Annotated in this window: 19 protein-coding genes; 10 read left to right on the forward strand and 9 right to left on the reverse strand. The window is 71.6% G+C overall.

Annotation, left to right across the window (positions count from 1 at the left end; genetic code table 11):
- Positions 1–11: 11 nt before the first annotated feature.
- From GA0070603_RS19965 to GA0070603_RS19975, 3 genes are read right to left on the reverse strand one after another with little or no spacing between them, the layout of a single operon-like run.
- Positions 12–554 (reverse strand): NfeD C-terminal domain-containing protein, encoded by a 543-nt coding sequence (locus GA0070603_RS19965; RefSeq protein ID WP_091316323.1) that lies wholly within the window; start codon positions 552–554, stop codon positions 12–14.
- A gap of 18 nt (positions 555–572) precedes the next feature.
- Positions 573–1,667, reverse strand: a complete 1,095-nt coding sequence (locus GA0070603_RS19970; protein ID WP_091316325.1) for a TolB family protein — start codon at positions 1,665–1,667, stop codon at positions 573–575.
- Positions 1,664–2,176, reverse strand: a complete 513-nt coding sequence (locus GA0070603_RS19975; RefSeq protein ID WP_244282563.1) for a SigE family RNA polymerase sigma factor — start codon at positions 2,174–2,176, stop codon at positions 1,664–1,666. Before GA0070603_RS19975 ends, GA0070603_RS19970 begins: the two co-directional genes overlap by 4 nt.
- A 70-nt stretch (positions 2,177–2,246) precedes the next feature.
- On the opposite strand from GA0070603_RS19975, the gene GA0070603_RS19980 reads away from it, so the two are divergent.
- Positions 2,247–2,726: a methylated-DNA--[protein]-cysteine S-methyltransferase gene (locus GA0070603_RS19980; RefSeq protein WP_091316329.1), complete on the forward strand. Its 480-nt coding sequence runs from the start codon at positions 2,247–2,249 to the stop codon at positions 2,724–2,726.
- 62 nt (positions 2,727–2,788) lie between these two features.
- Here GA0070603_RS19980 and GA0070603_RS19985 read toward each other — a convergent pair whose 3' ends face one another.
- Positions 2,789–3,868, reverse strand: a complete 1,080-nt coding sequence (locus GA0070603_RS19985) for an inositol-3-phosphate synthase (protein WP_091316331.1) — start codon at positions 3,866–3,868, stop codon at positions 2,789–2,791.
- Positions 3,869–3,891: 23 nt separating this feature from the next.
- Complete coding sequence (locus GA0070603_RS19990; protein ID WP_091316333.1) at positions 3,892–4,530, reverse strand: PadR family transcriptional regulator; 639 nt, start codon at positions 4,528–4,530, stop codon at positions 3,892–3,894.
- 174 nt (positions 4,531–4,704) lie between these two features.
- Here GA0070603_RS19990 and GA0070603_RS19995 point away from each other — a divergent pair, with 174 nt between their 5' ends.
- The 3 genes from GA0070603_RS19995 to GA0070603_RS20005 all read left to right on the forward strand — a co-directional run bounded on the left by GA0070603_RS19995 (position 4,705) and on the right by GA0070603_RS20005 (position 9,836).
- Positions 4,705–5,151 (forward strand): DUF5318 domain-containing protein, encoded by a 447-nt coding sequence (locus GA0070603_RS19995; RefSeq protein WP_091316336.1) that lies wholly within the window; start codon positions 4,705–4,707, stop codon positions 5,149–5,151.
- Positions 5,152–5,345: 194 nt separating this feature from the next.
- A complete protein-coding gene (locus tag GA0070603_RS20000) occupies positions 5,346–8,126 on the forward strand; it encodes a transglycosylase domain-containing protein (RefSeq protein ID WP_091316339.1) in 2,781 nt (926 codons plus the stop codon).
- Between the two features lie 123 nt (positions 8,127–8,249).
- Positions 8,250–9,836, forward strand: coding sequence for a glycosyltransferase family 87 protein (locus tag GA0070603_RS20005; protein WP_091316342.1), 1,587 nt, complete (start codon positions 8,250–8,252; stop codon positions 9,834–9,836).
- Between the two features lie 12 nt (positions 9,837–9,848).
- Here the strand turns inward: GA0070603_RS20005 and GA0070603_RS20010 are convergent, their stop codons facing one another.
- Positions 9,849–11,897, reverse strand: a complete 2,049-nt coding sequence (locus tag GA0070603_RS20010; RefSeq protein WP_091316345.1) for an ICP22 family protein — start codon at positions 11,895–11,897, stop codon at positions 9,849–9,851.
- The gene (locus GA0070603_RS20015) at positions 11,894–12,676 is read right to left on the reverse strand and encodes a deoxyribonuclease IV (RefSeq protein ID WP_091316347.1); all 783 of its coding nucleotides are present in this window, start codon (positions 12,674–12,676) and stop codon (positions 11,894–11,896) included. The genes GA0070603_RS20010 and GA0070603_RS20015 overlap by 4 nt, the downstream gene beginning before the upstream one ends.
- Positions 12,677–13,322: 646 nt before the next feature.
- On the opposite strand from GA0070603_RS20015, the gene rpsF reads away from it, so the two are divergent.
- From rpsF to rplI, 4 genes are all read left to right on the forward strand, one after another.
- Positions 13,323–13,613: a 30S ribosomal protein S6 gene (gene rpsF, locus GA0070603_RS20020; RefSeq protein ID WP_046563719.1), complete on the forward strand. Its 291-nt coding sequence runs from the start codon at positions 13,323–13,325 to the stop codon at positions 13,611–13,613.
- An 80-nt stretch (positions 13,614–13,693) separates the two neighbouring features.
- Entirely contained in the window at positions 13,694–14,221 is a 528-nt protein-coding gene (locus GA0070603_RS20025; protein ID WP_018788497.1) for a single-stranded DNA-binding protein, read from the forward strand.
- A 41-nt stretch (positions 14,222–14,262) separates the two neighbouring features.
- A complete protein-coding gene (gene rpsR, locus GA0070603_RS20030; RefSeq protein ID WP_013289355.1) occupies positions 14,263–14,502 on the forward strand; it encodes a 30S ribosomal protein S18 in 240 nt (79 codons plus the stop codon).
- A 14-nt stretch (positions 14,503–14,516) separates the two neighbouring features.
- Positions 14,517–14,963 carry a 50S ribosomal protein L9 gene (rplI, locus tag GA0070603_RS20035; protein ID WP_091316349.1) on the forward strand — a complete coding sequence of 149 codons (447 nt, stop codon included), beginning with the start codon at positions 14,517–14,519 and terminating at the stop codon, positions 14,961–14,963.
- A gap of 84 nt (positions 14,964–15,047) precedes the next feature.
- Here rplI and GA0070603_RS20040 read toward each other — a convergent pair whose 3' ends face one another.
- A complete protein-coding gene (locus GA0070603_RS20040) occupies positions 15,048–16,589 on the reverse strand; it encodes a hypothetical protein (RefSeq protein WP_091316352.1) in 1,542 nt (513 codons plus the stop codon).
- A 394-nt stretch (positions 16,590–16,983) separates the two neighbouring features.
- Between GA0070603_RS20040 and dnaB the strand changes: the two genes are divergently transcribed.
- Positions 16,984–18,387 carry a replicative DNA helicase gene (dnaB, locus tag GA0070603_RS20045; RefSeq protein WP_091316355.1) on the forward strand — a complete coding sequence of 468 codons (1,404 nt, stop codon included), beginning with the start codon at positions 16,984–16,986 and terminating at the stop codon, positions 18,385–18,387.
- Positions 18,384–19,322: a helix-turn-helix domain-containing protein gene (locus tag GA0070603_RS20050; protein ID WP_091316357.1), complete on the forward strand. Its 939-nt coding sequence runs from the start codon at positions 18,384–18,386 to the stop codon at positions 19,320–19,322. Before dnaB ends, GA0070603_RS20050 begins: the two co-directional genes overlap by 4 nt.
- 15 nt (positions 19,323–19,337) lie before the next feature.
- On the opposite strand, the gene GA0070603_RS20055 is transcribed toward GA0070603_RS20050, so the two are convergent.
- Positions 19,338–20,021, reverse strand: a complete 684-nt coding sequence (locus GA0070603_RS20055) for a maleylpyruvate isomerase N-terminal domain-containing protein (RefSeq protein ID WP_091316359.1) — start codon at positions 20,019–20,021, stop codon at positions 19,338–19,340.
- Positions 20,022–20,048: the final 27 nt, after the last annotated feature.

Consider the following 20,048-nt stretch of genomic DNA (forward strand, 5'->3'; position numbering starts at 1 on the left):
TGCTGGGGGAATCAGTAGGTCTCGACGTGCACGCTGGTCTCGCTGAGCGCTTCGACCACGAAGATCCGGGCGCCGACCGGGATGGGATGGTCGGCGCGGGCGTTGAGTTTGACCGGCTGGCCGGCGAGGCGTACCCGGACCTCGCCGTAGCCGGCGGCGGGGACCGGGGTCACCACCAGGCCGATCGCGCCGACCAGGTGGTCCCGGGTCGGCGTGGCGTCCGTGCGCATGTTCCGGGCCGCGCGGCTGAGCCGGGCCGCCAGCCAGCCGGTGGGCACGGCGGCGAACGCGCCGCCGGCCACCGCAGCCGCGATCATTCCGGGGGTACGCCCACCGAGCAGTTCGTTGACTATCGCGGCGCCGAAGCCGAACGCCCCGGTGAACCCGGCGACCGCCTCCAGCGACACCGGCCCGTCGACGTCCGGATGGCCGAGGTGGAGCACGCCCGACCCGAGCAGGGCGAGCGTCAGCACGCCGACCCCGGCCCCGCCGATGATCAGGAAGATGAGCGTCCCCGTGGCCACGACCTGCACGGTATCGACGTCGCGCAACATCAACGACCGCCCGAACGGTCAGCGGGGAGCGACACTCACCTCAAGATCGACCAGCTGCTTCGGCAGCGGCTGGCGGACCAGTTCGCGGCCGGACGTGTCGGCGAGCACGAAGTCCCGCGACCCGTGCGGCCGCCGGTAGAGCAGCCGGTCGTCGGTGACCCAGACGACGTCGGCGGCGGGCAGCGGGTTCACCACCCGGCCGGTCGCCGCCTCGACCAGCAGCGGCTCCTGCTGGCCCTGCACGACCACGAGCCTGCCGTCGGGCGACCACGCCCACGGGCCGGCCGGGTCGCCGGGCACGGGAAGCAGCCTGGTGGGCCGGCCGTCGTCGGCGGAGAAGAGCTGCACCCCCCGCCGCTCGTCCCGCACAGCCTCGTTGTGGCCGCTCCCACCGGTCTGCGGCAGCGCGACCTCCCGGGCGTCCGGCATCCAGGTGAAGTCGCAGTGGTCGGTGCAGAAGTACGCCCGCCGATCCACCCGGTAGGTGTGCTTCGTGCCGTCCACCTCCAGCACGATGAAGCCCTCGTGGTCGAGCTGGGTCGTGGTGAACAGCAGCCGCCGTCCGTCCGGCGACCAGCGCGGCACGGAGAGCGCGCGGCCCACCTCGTGCCAGCGGGTCTTTCCGCTGGCCAGGTCGAACAGGCCGATCTCCCGGGGCCGGTCGTCCTCCCGCACGGCGACGAGGGAGCCGGTCGGCGCCGGGAAGATGCCGTCGTAGCGGTCGGTGCTGAAGTAGCGACCCCGTTTCCGGTCGAGCAGGACCCCGTTACCGGAGCCACCGGTGCCCTGCGCCCGGGTCACCACCCAGTCGCCGGGCAGCACCAGCGGTCTCCCGGCCCAGTCCGCGCCGGGCGTCGGCCGCATCGCCGGCGACGGAACAGCGGTCACCGGTGGCGTCGTCGGTGGCGGAGCCGGCCGGGGCCGGAGCAGCACGAACGGCAGGGTGACGGCCACGACCGCGACCACTGCGGCGCCGGCCGCGGCCATTCTCCGCCGGCGGCGCAGCCGCCGACCCCGGCCGAGCGCCCGGGCGGCCAGGTCCGGCGCGGGGCCGGCGTGGTCCGCGAGCTCGCGTACGGCCGCCCGGAGGGTCTCGTCCAGCGACGTGCTCATCGGGTCACCTCCGTTCGGCTGGTCCGCTCGTCCAGCCCCGGCACCAGCTGGCGGAGCTTGGCCAGAGCCTTGGCGCTCTGGCTGGCCACCGTGCCGGTCCGGCAGCCGAGCAGCGCCGCGGTCTGTTCGACGCTCAGGTCCTCCAGGTAGCGCAGGGTCAGCACGGCCCGCTGCCGGGGAGGCAGTGCCCGCAGGGCGTCCCGGAGGAGCAGCCGCAGGTCGCTGTCGTCCTCGCCGGTCACCGCCCGCTCCGGCAGCTCCGCCAGCGGCACCTCCGGGCGCCGCGCCCGGCGCCGCCAGCCGGAGACCTGGTCGTGGTAGAGGATCCGTTTCACGTACGGCTCGGCGTCGCCGCGGATGCGGGGCCAGCGGGCGTACGCCTTGGCCAGCGCGTTCTGGAGCAGGTCCTCCGCCGCGTGCTGGTTCCCGGCGAGCGCGTACGCGACGCGCAGCAGGGCCGCTCCCCGTTCGTTGACGAACGCGGTGAACTCCCCGTCGACCTCTGCCACCGCCCACCTCCGTAGCTCAGACGCCCGGGGCGGGAGGAACTTTGCCTCATGGCGCGGGACAATGGGCGACATGCGTTGGACCGTGCTCGACTCGCCCATCGGGGAGTTCTCCGTCGGCACCGACGCCGACGCCGTCCGCGGGGCGCACTTCGGCCGGGTGGCGTCGGCGACCGAGGAGCCCGGCGACGAGGTCGCCCGGCTGGCGGTGGCCGAGTTGCGGGCGTACTTCGCCGGTGAGCTGACCGGGTTCACCGTGCCGGTGGTGGCGCCGCGCGGCTCGGAGTTCGAGCGCGCGGTGTGGCGGGAGATGACCCTCATCCCCTACGGGGAGACGAAGACCTACGGCGAGGTGGCGAAGGCGGTCGGCGATCCGGGGGCGGCCCGGGCGGTCGGGGTGGCCTGCAACCGCAACCCGATACCCGTGATCGTGCCCTGTCACCGGATCGTCGGGGCGGGCGGCAAGCTGGTGGGCTTCGGCGGCGGGCTGCCGCGCAAGGTGACCCTGCTGGAGTTGGAAGCCGCCGTGGCGCTGCGGCACGCCTGGTCCTGACGTACACACAAAAAGAAGGCCGGGTCCGTGCGGACCCGGCCTTCCTTCCGTTGCTCAGCGCGTCAGCGCTCGACCTCGCCGGCGATGAACGCCTCGACGGCGGCGTGCGCGTCGTGGTCGGCGTACTGCTGCGGCGGGGACTTCATGAAGTACGAGGACGCGGAGAGGATCGGGCCACCGATCTTCCGGTCCAGCGCGATCTTCGCGGCCCGGACGGCGTCGATGATGACACCTGCCGAGTTCGGGGAGTCCCACACCTCGAGCTTGAGCTCGGCGTTGAGCGGGGTGTCACCGAAGGAGCGGCCCTCCAGGCGGATGTACGCCCACTTGCGGTCGTCCAGCCACGGCACGTGGTCGGACGGGCCGATGTGCACGTCGCTCTTCTGCATCTCGTGCGGGATCTGGGAGGTCACCGACTGGGTCTTCGAGATCTTCTTCGAGACCAGGCGGTTGCGCTCCAGCATGTTCATGAAGTCCATGTTGCCGCCGAAGTTGAGCTGGTACGTGCGCAGCAGCTCGACCCCGCGGTCCTCGAAGAGCTTCGCGAGGGCGCGGTGCACGATGGTGGCGCCGACCTGGCTCTTGATGTCGTCACCGACGATCGGCAGGCCCGCGTCCTCGAACTTCTTGGCCCACTCCGGGTCGGAGGCGATGAAGACCGGCAGGGCGTTCACGAACGCGCAGCCCGCGTCGATCGCGGCCTGGGCGTAGAACTTGTCGGCCTGCTCGGAGCCCACCGGCAGGTAGGAGACGACCACGTCGACCTGCGCGTCGCGCAGCGCCTGGGCCACGTCGACCGGCTCGGCGTCCGACTCCTCGATGATCTCGCGGTAGTACTGGCCGAGACCGTCGAAGGTCGGGCCGCGCTGCACGGTGACGCCGGTCGGCGGCACGTCGCACAGCTTGATGGTGTTGTTTTCGCTGGCCACGATGGCCTCGGCGAGGTCCATGCCCACCTTCTTGGCGTCCACGTCGAACGCCGCGACGAACTTCACGTCCGAGACGTGGTAGTCGCCGAAGGTGACGTGCATGAGACCCGGGACGCGGTCGTTCGGGTCGGCGTTCCGGTAGTACTCCACGCCCTGCACGAGGGACGAGGCGCAGTTACCTACACCGACGATGGCGACGCGGACGGAGCCCATAACGTCTGCCTCCTTCTTCTTCATCACGGCCGCTTCGTCCTGGACTCTCCAGGCGGGGGCGGGCTGTCGTTTTCTCCTCGGCCGCCGGTCGTCCCGGGTTGGGGGACCGTCGGGGCTCGGCCGGAGCGCTCGTTGGCGATGAGCTCCTCCAGCCAGCGGACCTCGCGCTCACAGGCGTCGAGCCCGTGGCGTTGCAGTTCCAGGGTGTACGCGTCGAGCCGCTCGGCTGCCCGGCCGAGCACGTCACGAAGGCCCTCGCGACGCTCCTCGATCTTCCGGCGACGACCTTCCAGGATCCGGAGCCGGGTGGCCTGGTCGGTCCGGGCGAAGAACGCGAAGTGCACGCCGAAGCCCGTGTCGTCGTACGTCTCGGGTCCAGCCTGCGCTATGAGCTGGGCGAAGCGTTCCTTGCCCTCCGCGGTAATGGTGTAGACCACCCGACCGCGTCGGCTGGTCAGCGCGGGAACCTCCTCGGCGGTCGCGGGTGTCTCGGCGGCTTCGATGATCCATCCCGCCGCCTGCAGCCGGCGCAGGGTCGGGTAGAGCGAGCCGTAGCTGATCGCCGCCCGGATCGCGCCGAGCTTGGCGGTCAACTCCTTACGCAGCTCGTAGCCGTGCATCGGAGCCTCCTGCAGGAGGCCCAGGATGGCGAGTTCGAGCACGGGCCATCCCTTCTTACCCCCGGCGCGGAGTGGTAACCGCCGCGATGTATCGAACCGATACATCGCACGTTAGCGGAGACGCATGATCAGGGCAAACCCCCGATTACGCGGTTCTGTCGTCACGGATCGTGACGGTGGTCGCCTCGTCCCGCCGGACCGCGTACCCTTTGCCGCATGCGTACGCAGCGCCAGGTGGTCGACTACTCGCTCCAGAAGCGAGCGGTGCTGCGTGAACTCCTCGCCGGGCGGATCGGCACGTACGACGTCTGCGACGCCTCGCCGTACCTGAAGAACGCCGCCCGCTTCCACGGCGAGCCCACCGACCAGCGCTGCCCGATCTGCCGCAGTGAGAACCTCATCCACGTCCACTACATTTACGGCGACGAACTCAAGCAGTCGGCCGGCCAGGCGCGTACCCGGGCGGAGTTGCCCGTCCTGGCGATGACCCTGCGTGAGTTCCAGGTGTTCGTGGTGGAGGTGTGCCCCGGCTGTGACTGGAACCATCTCGTCGAGCAGTTCCTGCTCGGCCGGGACGGTCTGGCCGGCGGCACGGAGGATGCGGTGGAGCAGGAGACCGCGACCGGCTCCACCCCTCGGCGAAGGCGAGAGGCCCAACGGTGAACCCGGCTGTCCCGATCGATCCCGACCTGATCCATGGGCGGGGCGAGCGACAGCTGCTAGGTCTGATTGGTCCGAATAGGTCGGATTTGACGCCTGCGCCCCGGCACGCCCGGGGTGTAGCGTCTCGTGTTCCATCTCACGGCAACCCGGTGGCGGCGCGTCCGCGCCCCACCGCGACCGGCAGGGTGTGAGGAATGAACTACGGCGATCCCAGTTCTTCGCGTGGGCGGGCCCAGATCCCGGGCCCGAACGGCGACCCGCACGGGAACGGCTGGTCCTCCGGGTCCGAGGGCGCTGCCTCGGCCCGGGCCTCCGTGACGCCGCGCGGCTCCGCGTCCGGCGGCCGGGCCTCGGTCGGCGGCGCGGCACCGGCACCCCGCGGTGCCGCGGGCTCGGCCTCCGTGGGCCGGGCCGGCCCGGGACGCGCCTCGGTGCCCGTCTCGCCAGCACCCGGCGGGCGGGCTTCCGTGCCGGTGTCCCCGGGAGCACCGGCCGGGCGTGCGTCCGTCGGCGCGGCGAGCGTCGGCACGGCCGGGCGGGCGAGCGTCGGCTCGGCGGCCGTGGGCGGCCGGGCCACGGTGGCCCGGGCCGGCGTGCCCGGCATGGCCGGTGGCGGCCCCGGTGGGCCCGGCGGTCCGACCGGCCCCGGCCGGGGTGGTCGCGGCGGGCGCGGGGACGACCCGGCGTCGCGGGCCCGGGCGAAGAAGCGCCGGCGCATCAACATCATGATCGCCGGGTTCGCCGTCTTCATCATGCTCGCCGGCATGGGCGTGGTCGGCTTCACCTGGTACTCGCAGAAGGTGCCGCTGCCCGAGGACACCATCCCGCCGCTGTCGACCACCATCTACGACAGCACCGGCAAGACGGCCATCGCCAAGATCGGTGACCAGAACCGGCAGCTGGTCACCATCGAGCAGATCCCGGAGTGGGTCCAGCACGCCGTCGCCGCGGCCGAGGACCGGAACTTCTACCGGCACTCCGGTGTGGACTACAAGGGCATCGCCCGGGCCGCCTGGAACAACATCAGCGGCGGCGACAAGCAGGGCGCCTCGACGATCACCCAGCAGTACGCCCGCAACGCGTTCGACAACCTGAACCAGGACACGTACGGCCGCAAGGTGAAGGAGGCGATCCTCGCCTCCAAGCTGAACGACAAGTACGACAAGCGCACGATCATGCAGCACTACCTGAACGTGATCTACTTCGGCCGCGGCGCGTACGGCATCCAGGCGGCGGCGCAGACGTACTTCAAGAAGGACGTCTCCAAGCTGACCGTGGCGGAGGCGGCCGTGCTCGCCGCGCTCATCAAGCAGCCCGAGCCCGACACGAGCACGGGTCACAAGGGTTACGACCCGGCGATCAACCCGCAGGCCGCGCTGGACCGGTGGAACTACGTCATCAACGGCATGATCACCGAGAAGTGGCTCGACGCGCCGAACATGCCGCAGCATCCCACCGAGTACCCGACCAAGACGCTGCAGAAGCCCACGAAGAACAACGGCGGCGGCTTCGGCATCGACACCCCGTACGGCAACGTCGTCAACTATGTCTCGCAGGAACTGCGCGAGATGAAGCTCTGCACCGACAACGAGGCCGAGGTGACCGACAAGAAGCCGCTCTGCGCGAAGGCGTTGAGCCGGGGCGGCTACAAGATCACCACCACCATCAACAAGAAGATGCAGGAGGCGGCGCTCGACGCCGCCCAGCGGGCCAAGAAGGGCTCCGAGCTCTACGGGCAGCCGAAGAACCTGATGGCCGCCGTGGTGTCGATCGACCCGAAGACCGGGCGGGTGCTCGCCTACTACGGCGGAGACAACGGCACCGGCACCGACTACGCCGGCAAGAACAACGAGAACGGCGTGGTCAGCGGCGGGCACTCGCCGGGTTCAAGCTTCAAGATCTACACGCTGGCCGCGGCGCTCAAGGCGGACATCTCCATCAAGTCGCGGTGGAAGGGCTCGGCGTTCACCCCGGAGGGCACGAAGTTCAAGGTCAGCAACGCCGGTGCCGACAAGGTCTCCTGTGGCGACTCCTGCACCCTTGAGCAGTCGACCCTCAAGTCGCTGAACGTGCCGTTCTACTACATCACCGAGCAGATCGGCCCGGACAAGGTAATTGACATGGCCAAGCAGGCCGGCGTGACCACGATGTGGCAGACCGACACCAATCCGGCGACGCCGCACGACCTCACCAAGGCCGACCCGAAGGACCTGGCCCCGGCACCGTTCTTCCACGTGGTCGGCTACGGCCAGTACCCGATCACCGTGCTCGACCACGCCAACGGCGTGGCGACCTTCGCCAACCAGGGTGTCTACAACAAGGCGCACTTCGTGAAGCTGGTGCAGAAGCAGAACACGGTCACCGGCAAGTGGGACACGGTCGGCGGGGAGAAGCTCAAGGGACAGCAGCGGATCGACAAGGGCATCGTCGCCGACGTCACCTCCGTGCTCGAGCAGTACCCGGGCCACGTGAACCGCCGCCTGGACGACGGCCGCAAGGCCGCCGAGAAGACCGGTACCTGGGAACTCGGTGACGGCAGCACCCGCAACGGCGACGCCTGGATGATCGGTTACACGCCGCAGCTCGCCACGGCCGTCTGGGTGGGTAACGTCAAGGACCGCAAGGCGATCAAGGACAAGAACGGCAACGACATCAGCGGTGCCAGGATGCCCGGCGCGATCTTCCAGCGCTTCATGAACGAGGCGCTCAAGGGCCAGGAGCAGGTGGACTTCCCGCCGGCCGCGCACGTCGGCAAGGACGACGCCGGCAACGGCGAGCCGCCGCCGCCGGACCCGACGCAGCCGGGCCAGCAGCCGGGCTGCGACCCGCTGGGCCTGTTCTGTCCCGGCGGCACCCCCGGCGGTGGCACCCCCGGCGGTGGCGGTCCGGGTGGCGGCGGCCCGGGTGGCGGCGGCCCCGGTGGGGGCGGTGGCGGCCTGCTGCCGAGCACACCACCGACCCGGCAGGCCTACTGACGCCCACGGCCTGACGACGGCGGCCGGACCAACCTGGTCCGGCCGCCGTCGGCGTTCCGCGTACCGGAATTTCTGCGCGCGAGGCGCGACGGCGGGGCCCGGCGTACGGCAGGATGCCTCTCCATGAGCACCGAGTCGACCGCAGGCATCGACGAGAACGGGTCCGACCGGCAACTCCAGCTCGGCACGTCCGCGTCCGCGGGACGACCTGGAGCCGTCGTGGACCACCCGTCCCGCTCGGACGGCTTCGTCCGCGGCGCCGCCGGGCTGATCGGCGGCCCGCTGGGTGACCACGCCGTCGCCCTGGACCGGCCCGCCGGCCGGGAGGGCCGGTTCTGGACCGCGGCGCGGATCGTGCTGGCCCTGGTCTGCCTGACGCTGGCCCTGCACTGGGTGCAGAAGTCGCCCTGTCAGGACGGCGCCTGGCAGAACAACGTCCAGTACACGCGGATGTGCTACACCGACGTGCTGGCCCTCTACTACGCCGAGGGGCTCAACGAGGGCAAGGTCCCGTACGCCGACCACCCGGTGGAGTACCCGGTGCTGACCGGCTACTTCATGGGCGCGCTCGGCCTGCCGGTGCACGCCCTCGGCGTCGACAACCCCGGCATCAACCAGGGGCAGTGGTTCTACAACCTCAACGCGCTGGTGCTCAGCGCGTTGGCCGTCGCCACCGTCGCCGTGATCCTCAGCCTGCGGCGCCGACGACCCTGGGACGCCGCCCTCTTCGCGCTCTCACCGGCCCTCGTGCTCACCGCCACCGTCAACTGGGACCTGCTCGCCGTCGGGCTGGCCGCCTTCGGGCTGTGGGCCTGGGCGCGCACCCGACTCGACCTCGCCGGTGTCCTGCTCGCCGGTCTGGCCGGGGTGCTGCTCGGACTCGGCGGCGCGGCGAAGCTGTGGCCACTGTTCATCCTCGGGCCGATCCTGGTGCTCGCGGTCCGCGCCGGCCGCATCCTGCACGCCGTCGTGTCCGTCGGCGCGGCCGCGCTGACGGTCGTGGTGGTGAACCTCCCGGTGGCGATCCCCTACCCCGAGAGCTGGGGCAGGTTCTTCGACCTGAACACCACCCGGCCGATCGACTGGGGCACGCTCTGGTACATCGGCCGCTACCTCGACGGCCGGGTCAGCCCGTCCGCGCCCGGCGACCTCGGGCCCTTCGAGTGGCTGAACGTGCACATCTCCACCCTCAACTGGGTGTCGTACCTGCTCTTCGGCCTGGCCTGCGCCGGCGTCGCCGCGCTGGCGCTGCTCGCACCGCGCCGGCCCCGGCTCGCCCAGCTGGCCTTCCTGGTGGTCGCCGCCTTCCTGATCTTCAGCAAGGTCTGGTCCCAGCAGTTCGTGCTGTGGCTGCTCCCGCTGGCGGTGCTCGCCCGGCCACGCTGGGGCGCCTTCCTGGCCTGGCAGGTCGCCGAGGTCTGCTACTTCGCCGCCTTCTACGGCGAGCTGCTCGGCGCGGCCACCACCCGGCCGGTCTTCCCCGAGGGCGTCTTCGTGCTGGCCGCCAGCCTGCGCCTGATCACCGTGGCGGTGCTCTGCGGCTTCGTGATCCGGGACATTCTGCGCCCCGAGCGGGACGCCGTCCGGGACACCTACGCCGACGACCCCGACGGCGGCGTGCTCGACGGCGCCGAGGACGCGCCCTGGTACCAGCGCTGGCGGCACCGCCCCGCCGCCGTCGACCGACCCGCCGAGCCGGTCACCGCCTGACCGGGGACCCGGTCAGAGGCGGTAGACCACCGCGTCGCCGACCTCTTCCCGGGTCACGCCCAGCCCGTCGACCGGCCGGTCGAGCATCCCCTCCCACGGGGTGCCGCCCAGCCGGTCGCGGAGCACCACCACGTTCTTCACGCCCCGCCGGCGCAGGTAGTCGACGCTGGCGAAGTCGGGGAAGCTGACCGTGAACTCGCGTGCCTGGGCCTGGGAGTCCGGGGTGAACCCGCTGCCGCCGTTGACCATCCGCTGGAACCGGTCGGTCGACCAGAGCATCACCGGCTGGTCCAGGTTCTGGCTGCTCGGCAGCACCAGCATCGGGCCGTCCACCGTGCGCATCACCGCGGGCTGCCGCGGCACCACCGGGTGCGGGGTGACGTTCAACCCCTCCACCACGACCAGCAGCAGCGGCACCAGGGTGGCCAGCCGCAGCCACGGGCCCGGCCACGGCGGGACCCGCTCGGCGGCGAGTTCGCGTACCCGGGCGCAGAACGCGGTCACCGCGCCGGCCGCGAGCAGGCCGAGCAGGAGGGTGGCCCAGAGCATCATCCGGCCCGGCGTGCGCAATCCGTTCCAGCCCGGCAGGTGCTCGAAGAGCGGCACGTAGGTGAACCGGCCGCCCAGGAACCGGGTGCCCATGGCCAGCGCCATCGTGACCAGCACCCCGGCCAGCAGGAAGAGCCGGTGGCGGACCCGCCAGACCGAGAAGAACAGCCCGCCGGCGGCCAGCGCGTAGAGCACGAAACCCGGCAGCAACGTCATCTCCGGGTGCCAGGGCAGCGCGGCCCGGGCCCCCTCGTGCAGCTCACCCCAGATCCGCGACTCGGCCGGAGCGGTGAAGAACCCGCTGGCCGGCGGCGAGTAGAGCTGGATGTCGCCCAGCGTCCGCGCGGCGTTCGGGTGCAGCTCCGCCACCTTGAAGTACGGCACGGCCAGCGCGGCGCCCACCGCGGCGAAGACCAGCCCGCCGAGCAGGTCGGCCAGGAACAGCCGCCGGCCGAACGGGCGCTTCACCCGGCGCCGCACGAACCAGACGACCGCCGAGACCAGCACGACAGCGGCCAGCAGGTACGCGAACGGCAGCCCGATGCCGAAGCCGAGACTGAGCTGCCACGCGGCCACCAGCCAGCCGGCGAACGCCCAGCCGGCGTGCCGGCGCCGCGGCCGGTAGCCGTGCCGCAGCGACCAGCCGTGCCCCCGGGCCAGCATGGCCAGCGCCAGCGGGATGCCGCCGTTGGAGAGGATGTGCAGGTGCCCGGCCTGGGCCAGCAGCCACGGGGCGTAGGCGTAGCTCGCCCCGGCCACCGCGCTGCCGATCCGGCCCGCGCCGAGCTGCCGCGCCAGCGCGTACGCCCCGAACGTGGCGAGCGCGTGGGCCAGCACGAACAGGATGTTGTAGCGCAGCAGGGCGTCCTCGGGGCCGACCCCGATCATGCCGGCCGGGGCGTACCCGAGCAGGGTGTCGGAGAAGGCGAAGCTCCACGGCTCCGGGAAGAACGTGTTCGAGCTCCACAGCTGCCCCGGGTCGGTCAGCAGGATGTGCCCGGACCAGGCGACCTGCCAGGACTGGAGGCTCGGGTCCCAGTAGTCCTGCGGCAGGGTGTAGCGCGGGTAGCGCAGCGTGGGCCAGGTCATCAGCACGGCCAGCGCCAGGGAGCCCACGGCGGCCAGGGTCCACTCGTGCACCAGGAACCGGCCCACGGCGCGGACGGCCCGGCGGGGCCGGGTGAGCACGGGGTCGGGGGCCGGACCGAACGCGGTCCAGGGATCCCCGGCCTCCTCCCCGTCCTTATCGCCGCGTTTGGCCGCGTCGCCGGCCTTCGCCTTGTCGCCGGTCCCGGACCGGCCCGCCTTCGCCTCGTCGCCCGCCTCGGCCTGGTCGCCCGTCTCCGCCTTGCTGTCGGTTCGGGCCTTGCCGTCGGTCCCGGCGCTCGCGATCTCGGCCTTGCCGGGCTCGGCGCGGCTGTCCGGGGTCGTGTCGGGCGGGGTGTCGCCGGCCGCCGGTCGCGGGGCGCTGCCGGCCCGGCCGCCGGCCGCGTCGGACTGCTCGGTGGTCATGCCGCGGCGCCCAGCTGTCCGCGCAGGAAGGCGATGTCGGCGGCCTGGCCCTCGACGCCGCCGGGGGTCTCCACGATCACCGGCGCGCCCGCCGCCCGGATCACCGCGACGACCAGCTCCGGGTCGATCGTCCCGCCGGTGAGGTTGTCGTGCCGGTCCTGGCCGGAGTTGAACGTGCCCTTGGAGTTGTTCGCGTGGATCAGGTCGATCCGGCCGGTGATCGCCTTCACCCGGTCGACCAGCCCCAGCAGCTCCTCGCCCCCGGCGTGGGCGTGGCAGGTGTCGAGGCAGAAGCCCACCTCGTAGTCGCCTAGCGCGTCCCAGAGCCGGGCCAGCGCGTCCAGGTGCCGGGCGCAGGCGTTGTCGCCGCCCGCGGTGTTCTCGATCAGGATGGGGAGCGGGAAGCCGCCGGAGTCCGCCGCGTACGCGAAGGTCTTCCGCCAGTTGTCGAAGCCGGCGGCGAGGTCGTCACCGGCGTTGACGTGCCCGCCGTGCACGATCAGCCCCCTGGCGCCGACCGTCGCCGCGGCGGCGGCGTGGCTGAGCAGCAGCTTGCGGCTCGGGATGCGGATCCGGTTGTTCAGGGTGGCCACGTTGATGACGTACGGCGCGTGCACGTAGAGGTCGACGTCGGCCGCGCGCAGGCGCTCGGCGTCCTCACGCGGCTTCGGGGCCTTCCAGCCCTGGGGGTCGGCGAGGAAGAACTGCACCGCCTCGGCGTCCCGGGCGGCCGCCTCGGCCAGCGGGTCGGTCGGATCGACGTGGGCTCCGATTCGCATGCAGGGCAGCCTACGTCGCGCCTCCGACGCACGGGGCTCGCGCACGCGGGGGTTGCGGGAACGGATCGCGTCACCACCCGGCCCGGCGGTCGTTGTCCGAGGTGGGATCGATGGTCGACGCTCCACCCGGACGCGGGTCCACAGCGCGTACGGGTGAAGGGGAGGCCCCCGGCAACGGGACGCCCCGCCGTGCGGCCCGGCACGACGGGGCGGGATCCGGCTCGTCAGACCCGACGGCTCGTCCGCGAGCCAGCTGGGGCGAATTCCTCCATTTCCCCCAAGAGGTGACGAGAGCCGTTGTATGGTCAGACCAGGTAACAACACGATAAAGCTCCGCGGGGCGTCCTCGATCCAACCTCATCGGTGTGGTCGTTCCTCCCCAGGTCCCACCCAAGGAATGCGGACGGGACGCCCCGCGGCCCTGTGGACAGGGGTCCACCTTCCGGTACGCGAGCCGGAGGTGGGCCCCTGTCGCCGCGCCCGGACCCATGGACGACCGGCCCCGGGCATGATCGTCCGGACCGGGTATCCTGGTCCGGTTGTCCGCGTCCGGCCGGGTTCCCCCGGCACCGGTCACGGGCAGCGACGCACGACCTCCTGCCACGGAAGGACCGTGGCCGCTTAGCCCACAGGAGGTGAGCACGTCTTGCGTCATTACGAAGTCATGGTGATCCTCGACCCCAGCCTCGAGGAGCGCACCGTCGCCCCGTCGCTCGACACGTACCTGAACGTGATCCGGACCGCGGGTGGCTCGGTGGAGAAGACCGACGTGTGGGGCCGCCGGCGCCTCGCGTACGAGATCAACAAGAAGGCCGAGGGCATCTACGCCGTCATCGACCTCCAGGCGTCGCCTGAGGCCGTGGCTGAGCTGGACCGTCAGCTCCGACTCAACGAGTCGGTGCTGCGCACCAAGGTCATCCGCCCGGAGATGCGCTGAGCATCTAGACCCGGCACGTCCGGATCAAGCCTCATCGACGCTGTCGGAGGGCTCTGAGAGCCTGTACGGCACAGAGATGAGTGCGCGAGGAGATGGTCATGGCAGGAGACACCACCATCACGGTCATCGGCAACCTGACCGATGACCCCGAGTTGCGGTTCACCCCCTCCGGGGCGGCGGTCGCCAAGTTCCGGGTCGCTTCGACGCCCCGCTTCATGGACAAGGCGTCCGGCGAGTGGAAGGACGGCGAGCCGCTGTTCCTCTCGTGCACGGTCTGGCGGCAGGCCGCCGAGAACGTCGCCGAGTCGCTGCAGCGCGGCGCCCGGGTGATCGTGTCCGGCCGGCTGCGTCAGCGGTCGTACGAGACGCGTGAGGGTGAGAAGCGCACCGTCATCGAGCTGGAGGTCGACGAGATCGGCCCGTCCCTGCGCTACGCCACGGCGAAGGTGCAGAAGATGTCCCGCTCGGGCGGCGGTGGCGGCGGCTTCGGTGGTGGTGGTGGCCAGGGTGGCGGCGGAGGCAACTTCGACGACCCCTGGGCCTCGGCTGCCCCGGCCCCCTCGCGCGGTGGTTCGGGCGGAAACTTCGACGAGGAGCCCCCGTTCTAATGGCGCCGAGCGCCCGCGATCGCAAACCAGGAGCAAGAGCAATGGCCAAGGCTGCGGCACTTCGCAAGCCGAAGAAGAAGGTGAACCCGCTCGACAAGGACGGGATCACCTACATCGACTACAAGGACACCGCGCTGCTGCGCAAGTTCATCTCCGACCGCGGCAAGATCCGCGCTCGGCGGGTGACCGGTGTGACCTCGCAGCAGCAGCGGCAGATCGCCCGTGCGGTCAAGAACGCCCGCGAGATGGCGCTCCTGCCGTACACGGCCACGACCCGCTGAGAGGAGGCACCGACATGAAGATCATCCTGACTCAGGAGGTGTCCGGCCTCGGTGCCCCGGGCGACATCGTCGAGGTGAAGGACGGCTACGGCCGTAACTACCTGCTTCCGCAGGGCTTCGCGATCGCCTGGACCAAGGGCGCGGAGAAGCAGGTCACGGTCATCAAGCGGGCCCGCTCGGCCCGGGAGATCCGCGACCTCGACCACGCCAACGAGGTCAAGGCCCAGATCGAGGGTCTGAAGGTCAACCTGAAGGCCCGCGCCGGCGACGGCGGCCGGCTCTTCGGCTCGGTCACCTCGGCCGAGATCGTCGACGCCGTCAAGGCGGCCGGCGGCCCGACCCTCGACCGTCGTCGGCTGGAGCTGCCCAGCCACATCAAGTCGCTCGGCGCCTACCCGGTCAGCATCCGGCTGCACCCCGAGGTGACCGCCAAGTTCGACCTGAACGTGGTCAAGGGCTGACACCCGCACAGCACGACGGAAGGGCCCGCACCGGCATCCGGTGCGGGCCCTTCCGCATGTCGAGCGACGACGCCGGTCGCCGCGTCACCCGATCGGCTGGCCCGTCACCGCACTGATGATCACCGTGGACAGGCCGCCACCCACCACGGCAGCCGCCAGCGCCACAGTGGCCGACCGCCAGGTCGTGCCGACCCGGCGCAGCACCACCGCCACCACGAGACTGCTCAGCAGCGCCAGCCCGAACCGCGGCGCGCCCGCCACCAACGAGGCGACGGCATGCGCCCGCGGTGAGTCACAACCGCCCCCGGTGATGTCCGTGACACACCCCGCCGGCGGCTGCCCGTCGAGGAACAGCAGCCCGACGAAGAGCAGCAGGGCCGGCACCAGGTAGCACGCGGCCGTGTAGGCCAGCGGCCGCAGCGGCCCACCCGGATCCGGGTCGAGCAGGTCGTCCTCCAGCCGGCGGCTCCACGAACCGCCGCCGATGGTCTCCACCCGCTGCCGCAGCGTCGACGCCCCGGCCCGTCCCGCCCGTACCGGCTCCACCGGCCGGCGGCGCGGCGCCGGCCGCGGCGCCGTGTAGGCGACCATCGGCGACCGGGGGGCCGACGACGGGGTCTCCGTCCAGCGGGGATCGTCACCCGCCAGCCGCGTCCCCGACCAGAAGCCCTCGGCCTGCTCCGGCGACGCCCAGCCCTCCCGGGTCGGCACCGGCGGCGCCGTCCGGTCCCACGCGTCGACCTCCGCGTACCGGTCCCAGGCCCCGGTCTCCCGGACCCGGTCCCACTGGCCCGTGTCGGCGTGCCGGTCCCACTGGCCGGTGTCCGTGAACCGGTCCCACTCGCCCGTCTGCTCCGTGCGGTCCCAGCGGCTCCCCGCCTGCTCCCACCGGCGGTCGGCGGAACGGCCCCACGCGTGCACACCCGACGCGTCCCACGGGTCGACCGCCGGCTGCTCCGCCGGATCCGGCTCGGCCGCCCGGCCCCGCTGCCACGGGTCGACCGCCGGACGCGACCACGAATCCGCCGCGCGCCGGCCCCGCCGGGTCGGCCGCTCGGCCGCCCACCGGTCACCGTCGTCACCCGACGCGGGCGCCTCCTCCAGGCCCGACCAGGTCACCTGCGGGCGCCGGGTCGCCGCGCGTCGCGGCCGGCTCCGCGGGCCCACCCCGGAGACCGGCTCGCCCTCGATCCCGTCGGCCCGCCGGCTCCCGACGTACCCCTGGTCCTGCGGGGTCTCCAGGGTCCACTCGGCGGTGTGCTCCGACACCGGGCCCGCGCCGATGGCCCGCAGGTCGCGGCGATCGTCCTCGCGGCCCCAGCCGGCGTCCGCCCGCCAGCCCCCACCCGGGGGGTACGACGGCTCGACGTCGGCGCCGTCGTCCGGCGCGGCGTGCCGACCCCCACCGTCCGCCCGGCGGATCCCGGACTCCAGCGCCCACCGGGGAAGATAGCTGTCGACCGGCTCGCCCTGGCCGCGCTCGACAGCGCGCCGGCGGCTCGGTGTGCGGTAGCCCTCGGGAGCTGACGACTCGACCGGGAGCGGATCGGCGGAAGCGTCCCAGGAGGCGCTAAGCCGGCGCTCGCGCGGGCTGTCCTCCCCGCTTCCCCAGTCCCGGTGTCTCACGGCCGGAGCGTGACCCTTCTCAACCGAAAGTGCAATCCGCTGTCCAGGTGTAGCCGTTCGCAGAGATAGTACGGGACGAACGTCGCCAAGGCTCGACCCGAAATCTTCCGTCCACAGGGTGGGGATCGTAAAACTGCAGGTCAGCGCCGTGGGGCCCGGAATTCCCCATCACTTATCCACACCCTGTGCACACCCTGCGCACATGACTGTCCACCGGTGTCCACAGGTTGTCCCGAGGCTCGTCCACCGGTGCTGTTGAGCGGCTGACCTCGGGTTCCGTATCGTGGTCCCCCGACCGTCCGGCCGATGGCCCCCGATCGACCGGAGGGTCGTCGGAAGTTGTCACACCCCGGCGGTAGAGCTGGAACCGATCCGACGCAGCAAGGGGGGACCCGTGTCGGTCACCGACGAGACGCGCTCGGAGCGGGCCGGGGGGCAAACGCCCGCACCCGCGCCGCGGGACGGCCAGTTCGAGAAGACCCCGCCTCAGGACGTGGCCGCCGAGCAGTGCGTCCTCGGCGGCATGCTGCTCTCCAAGGACGCCATCGCGGACGTCGTCGAGATCCTCAAGTCGAACGACTTCTACCGCCCGGTGCACGCCACCATCTTCGACGCGATCCTCGACATCTACGGCCGGGGCGAGCCCGCCGACCCCATCACCGTGGCCGCCGCGCTCGCCGACTCCGGCGACCTGGCCCGGATCGGTGGCGCACCCTACCTGCACACGCTCATCGCCAGCGTCCCCACCGCGGCCAACGCCGCGTACTACGCCCGCATCGTCGGTGAGCGGGCGGTGCTGCGCCGGCTGGTCGAGGCCGGCACCCGGATCGTCCAGTTGGGCTACGGCACCGGCCAGGGTGGCAGCCGGGACGTCGACGACATCGTCGACCTCGCCCAGCAGGCCGTCTACGAGGTGACCGAGAAGCGCGTCAGCGAGGACTTCGCCGTCCTGGCCGACATGCTCCAGCCGACGCTCGACGAGATCGAGGCGGTGGGCGCCCAGGGCGGGGTCATGACCGGTGTGCCCACCGGGTTCAGCGACCTCGACCGCCTGCTCAACGGCCTGCACCCGGGTCAGCTCATCATCGTGGCCGGCCGGCCTGGCTTGGGCAAATCGACCGCATCTATGGATTTTGCCCGAAATGCCGCTATCCGCTTCAATCAGGCGTCGGCGATCTTCTCGCTGGAAATGAGCAAGGTCGAGATCGTCATGCGACTCCTCTCGGCCGAGGCGCGCGTACCGTTGCACGTGCTGCGCAGCGGCCAGCTCTCCGACGACGACTGGACCAAGCTGGCCCGCTGCATGGGCGAGATCAGCGAGGCGCCGCTCTTCGTCGATGACACGCCGAGCATGAACCTGATGGAGATCCGGGCGAAGGCCCGGCGGCTCAAGCAGAAGCACGACCTCAAGCTGATCGTGGTCGACTACCTCCAGCTGATGACCTCGCCGAAGCGCACCGAGAGCCGGCAGCAGGAGGTCGCGGACCTGTCCCGTGGCCTGAAGCTGCTGGCCAAGGAGGTCGAGTGCCCGGTGATCGCGGTGAGTCAGCTGAACCGTGGCCCGGAGCAGCGCACCGACAAGCGCCCACAGCTGTCCGACCTGCGTGAATCGGGCTCGATCGAGCAGGACGCCGACGTCGTCCTGCTGCTGCACCGCGACGACTACTACGACAAGGAGTCGCCGCGGGCGGGCGAGGCGGATTTCATAATCGCCAAGCACAGGAATGGCCCGACCGACACGGTCACCGTGGCGGCTCAACTCCACCTGTCGCGCTTCGTGGACATGGCCATCGTATGACCAGGGTTGGTCGCCGGCTGACTCCCGCCGAACGGGAGGAGATCCTTGCCCGGGCGACCAGCGGTGACAGCATCACCGCCATCGGCGTGCGTTACGGGGTGACGAGGCAGGCGATCCGGGGCCTCCTCCGTCGCAACGGAGTGCCGCCCCGCCGCGCGGGCACATTGACGGACGCCCAGAGATCCGAGGTCGTCCGCAGATTTCTCGGTGGAGCGTCGCTCAGCCAGATCGCTGCGGACTTCGGTGTGACAGCCCCGTCCGTTCGTGGTCTTGTCCTTCGCCGAGGCATCCAGATCCGGTCGGTGTCTGAGGGTCTGCGGCACGATGCCTTCGACAGCTTCGAGCCGGACACCTGTTACTGGATCGGGTTCCTGTTCGCGGACGGATGTGTCAGCTACCGCCCGGGTCACATTCCCCAGATCTCCGTCGGCCTGGCCGAGCGGGACCGAGACCACCTGGTGGCCCTCCGGAGCTACCTGGGCTGCGACAACAGCATCTCGCGTACGAGCCCGACTCACGGGTCGTGCCAGTTCTCTGTGCGCTCACACCGGCTGGCGGACCGCCTCGTCGAGTTGGGTCGGTACAAGCAAGCGATCGACGAACGGCTGGTCGCCTCTCGCGACTTCTGGCGTGGCGTTGTGGACGGCGACGGATCGCTGGGCATCTACCGGCGCCCTGCCCCGAGCACTCGGTCCTTTGCCCAGTTCAGAGTGGTGGGCCGGCGCCACGTGCTGGATGCGTTCGTAGCGTTCCTCGAAAACGAAGGGATAACCGGCCTGTCGGTGCGGCCGCACCGGAGCATCTTCACGGTGGGGACCACCTGTGGGCCGGCCGAGCGGATTGCCGCGCTGCTCTACGCCGGTGCCGCGACAGCTCTTGCCCGTAAGGCCGAGACCGCCGCGCGGATGATTGGGCGGCAGCGCGAGGGCGCGTGAATCGAACGTCCGAGGTCAGCCGAGCAGGGGGAACCAGCCGGCGGCCTCGCCCAGTTCCAGCCGGTCGCGGTCGGTGAGCGGCACCCGGCCGGTGGCCTTGAGCAGGTAGTCCCGGTCGTCCCAGCCGGTCGGCCGGACCGCGTCGTCGCTGAGCAGCCCGTCCACGGTGGCCACCGCCACCCGCGTGGGCGCCGCGGCGGGGAGCGGGGCGTCGGGCAGGTCCACGACCAGGTCGAGGTGGTGGATGACCGCCTCGGTGGTCAGGGTGGCGAGGAGATCGGGTACGCGCAGGACGTGCCCCTGCGTGGTCACGTACCCGTCGGGGTCCGCGGCGGCGGCGGCCCGGGCGGCGGCGGGCGCGGTGTCGGACCAGATCCGTACCACGCCGCTGGGCCGGTCGAAGGCGGCGGCCGAGCGGCGGGCCCACCAGGCGTGCTTCACGCTCGCGTCGTCGTCGCCGCCCGGGGTGAACGCGCGCCAGTAGCTGACGTCGTCGACGTCGGCCGGGCCGGTTGCGGGGCTGGCGAGGGCGACAAGTGCCCGTTGCGCGTCGCAGAGCACGTGGAAGAGCAGGTCGGCGACGAGCCAGCCCCGGCAGCGGGTGGGTCGTTGCAGGCCGGCGTCGTCGAGTGGGGCCACGACGGCGGTGATGCCGTCGTACGCCTGCGCCAGCGCCTCGTGCTGCCGGATCGCGGTCATGTCGTGCAGCCTGCCACGGCGTGGCGG

Origin of the sequence: Micromonospora chersina (genome assembly GCF_900091475.1) — a bacterium.
Taxonomy (GTDB): Bacteria; Actinomycetota; Actinomycetes; order Mycobacteriales; family Micromonosporaceae; genus Micromonospora; species Micromonospora chersina.

Coding starts and splice junctions, on each gene's coding strand:
- GA0070603_RS20010 (WP_091316345.1), bottom strand. CDS start 11,897: ATGACCACCGAGCAGTCCGACGCGGCCGGCGGCCGGGCCGGCAGCGCC.
- GA0070603_RS19995 (WP_091316336.1), top strand. CDS start 4,705: ATGCGTACGCAGCGCCAGGTGGTCGACTACTCGCTCCAGAAGCGAGCG.
- GA0070603_RS19985 (WP_091316331.1), bottom strand. CDS start 3,868: ATGGGCTCCGTCCGCGTCGCCATCGTCGGTGTAGGTAACTGCGCCTCG.
- GA0070603_RS20050 (WP_091316357.1), top strand. CDS start 18,384: ATGACCAGGGTTGGTCGCCGGCTGACTCCCGCCGAACGGGAGGAGATC.
- rpsR (WP_013289355.1), top strand. CDS start 14,263: ATGGCCAAGGCTGCGGCACTTCGCAAGCCGAAGAAGAAGGTGAACCCG.
- GA0070603_RS20000 (WP_091316339.1), top strand. CDS start 5,346: ATGAACTACGGCGATCCCAGTTCTTCGCGTGGGCGGGCCCAGATCCCG.
- GA0070603_RS19980 (WP_091316329.1), top strand. CDS start 2,247: ATGCGTTGGACCGTGCTCGACTCGCCCATCGGGGAGTTCTCCGTCGGC.
- rplI (WP_091316349.1), top strand. CDS start 14,517: ATGAAGATCATCCTGACTCAGGAGGTGTCCGGCCTCGGTGCCCCGGGC.
- GA0070603_RS20005 (WP_091316342.1), top strand. CDS start 8,250: ATGAGCACCGAGTCGACCGCAGGCATCGACGAGAACGGGTCCGACCGG.
- GA0070603_RS19970 (WP_091316325.1), bottom strand. CDS start 1,667: ATGAGCACGTCGCTGGACGAGACCCTCCGGGCGGCCGTACGCGAGCTC.
- GA0070603_RS19965 (WP_091316323.1), bottom strand. CDS start 554: ATGTTGCGCGACGTCGATACCGTGCAGGTCGTGGCCACGGGGACGCTC.
- GA0070603_RS20055 (WP_091316359.1), bottom strand. CDS start 20,021: ATGACCGCGATCCGGCAGCACGAGGCGCTGGCGCAGGCGTACGACGGC.
- GA0070603_RS20015 (WP_091316347.1), bottom strand. CDS start 12,676: ATGCGAATCGGAGCCCACGTCGATCCGACCGACCCGCTGGCCGAGGCG.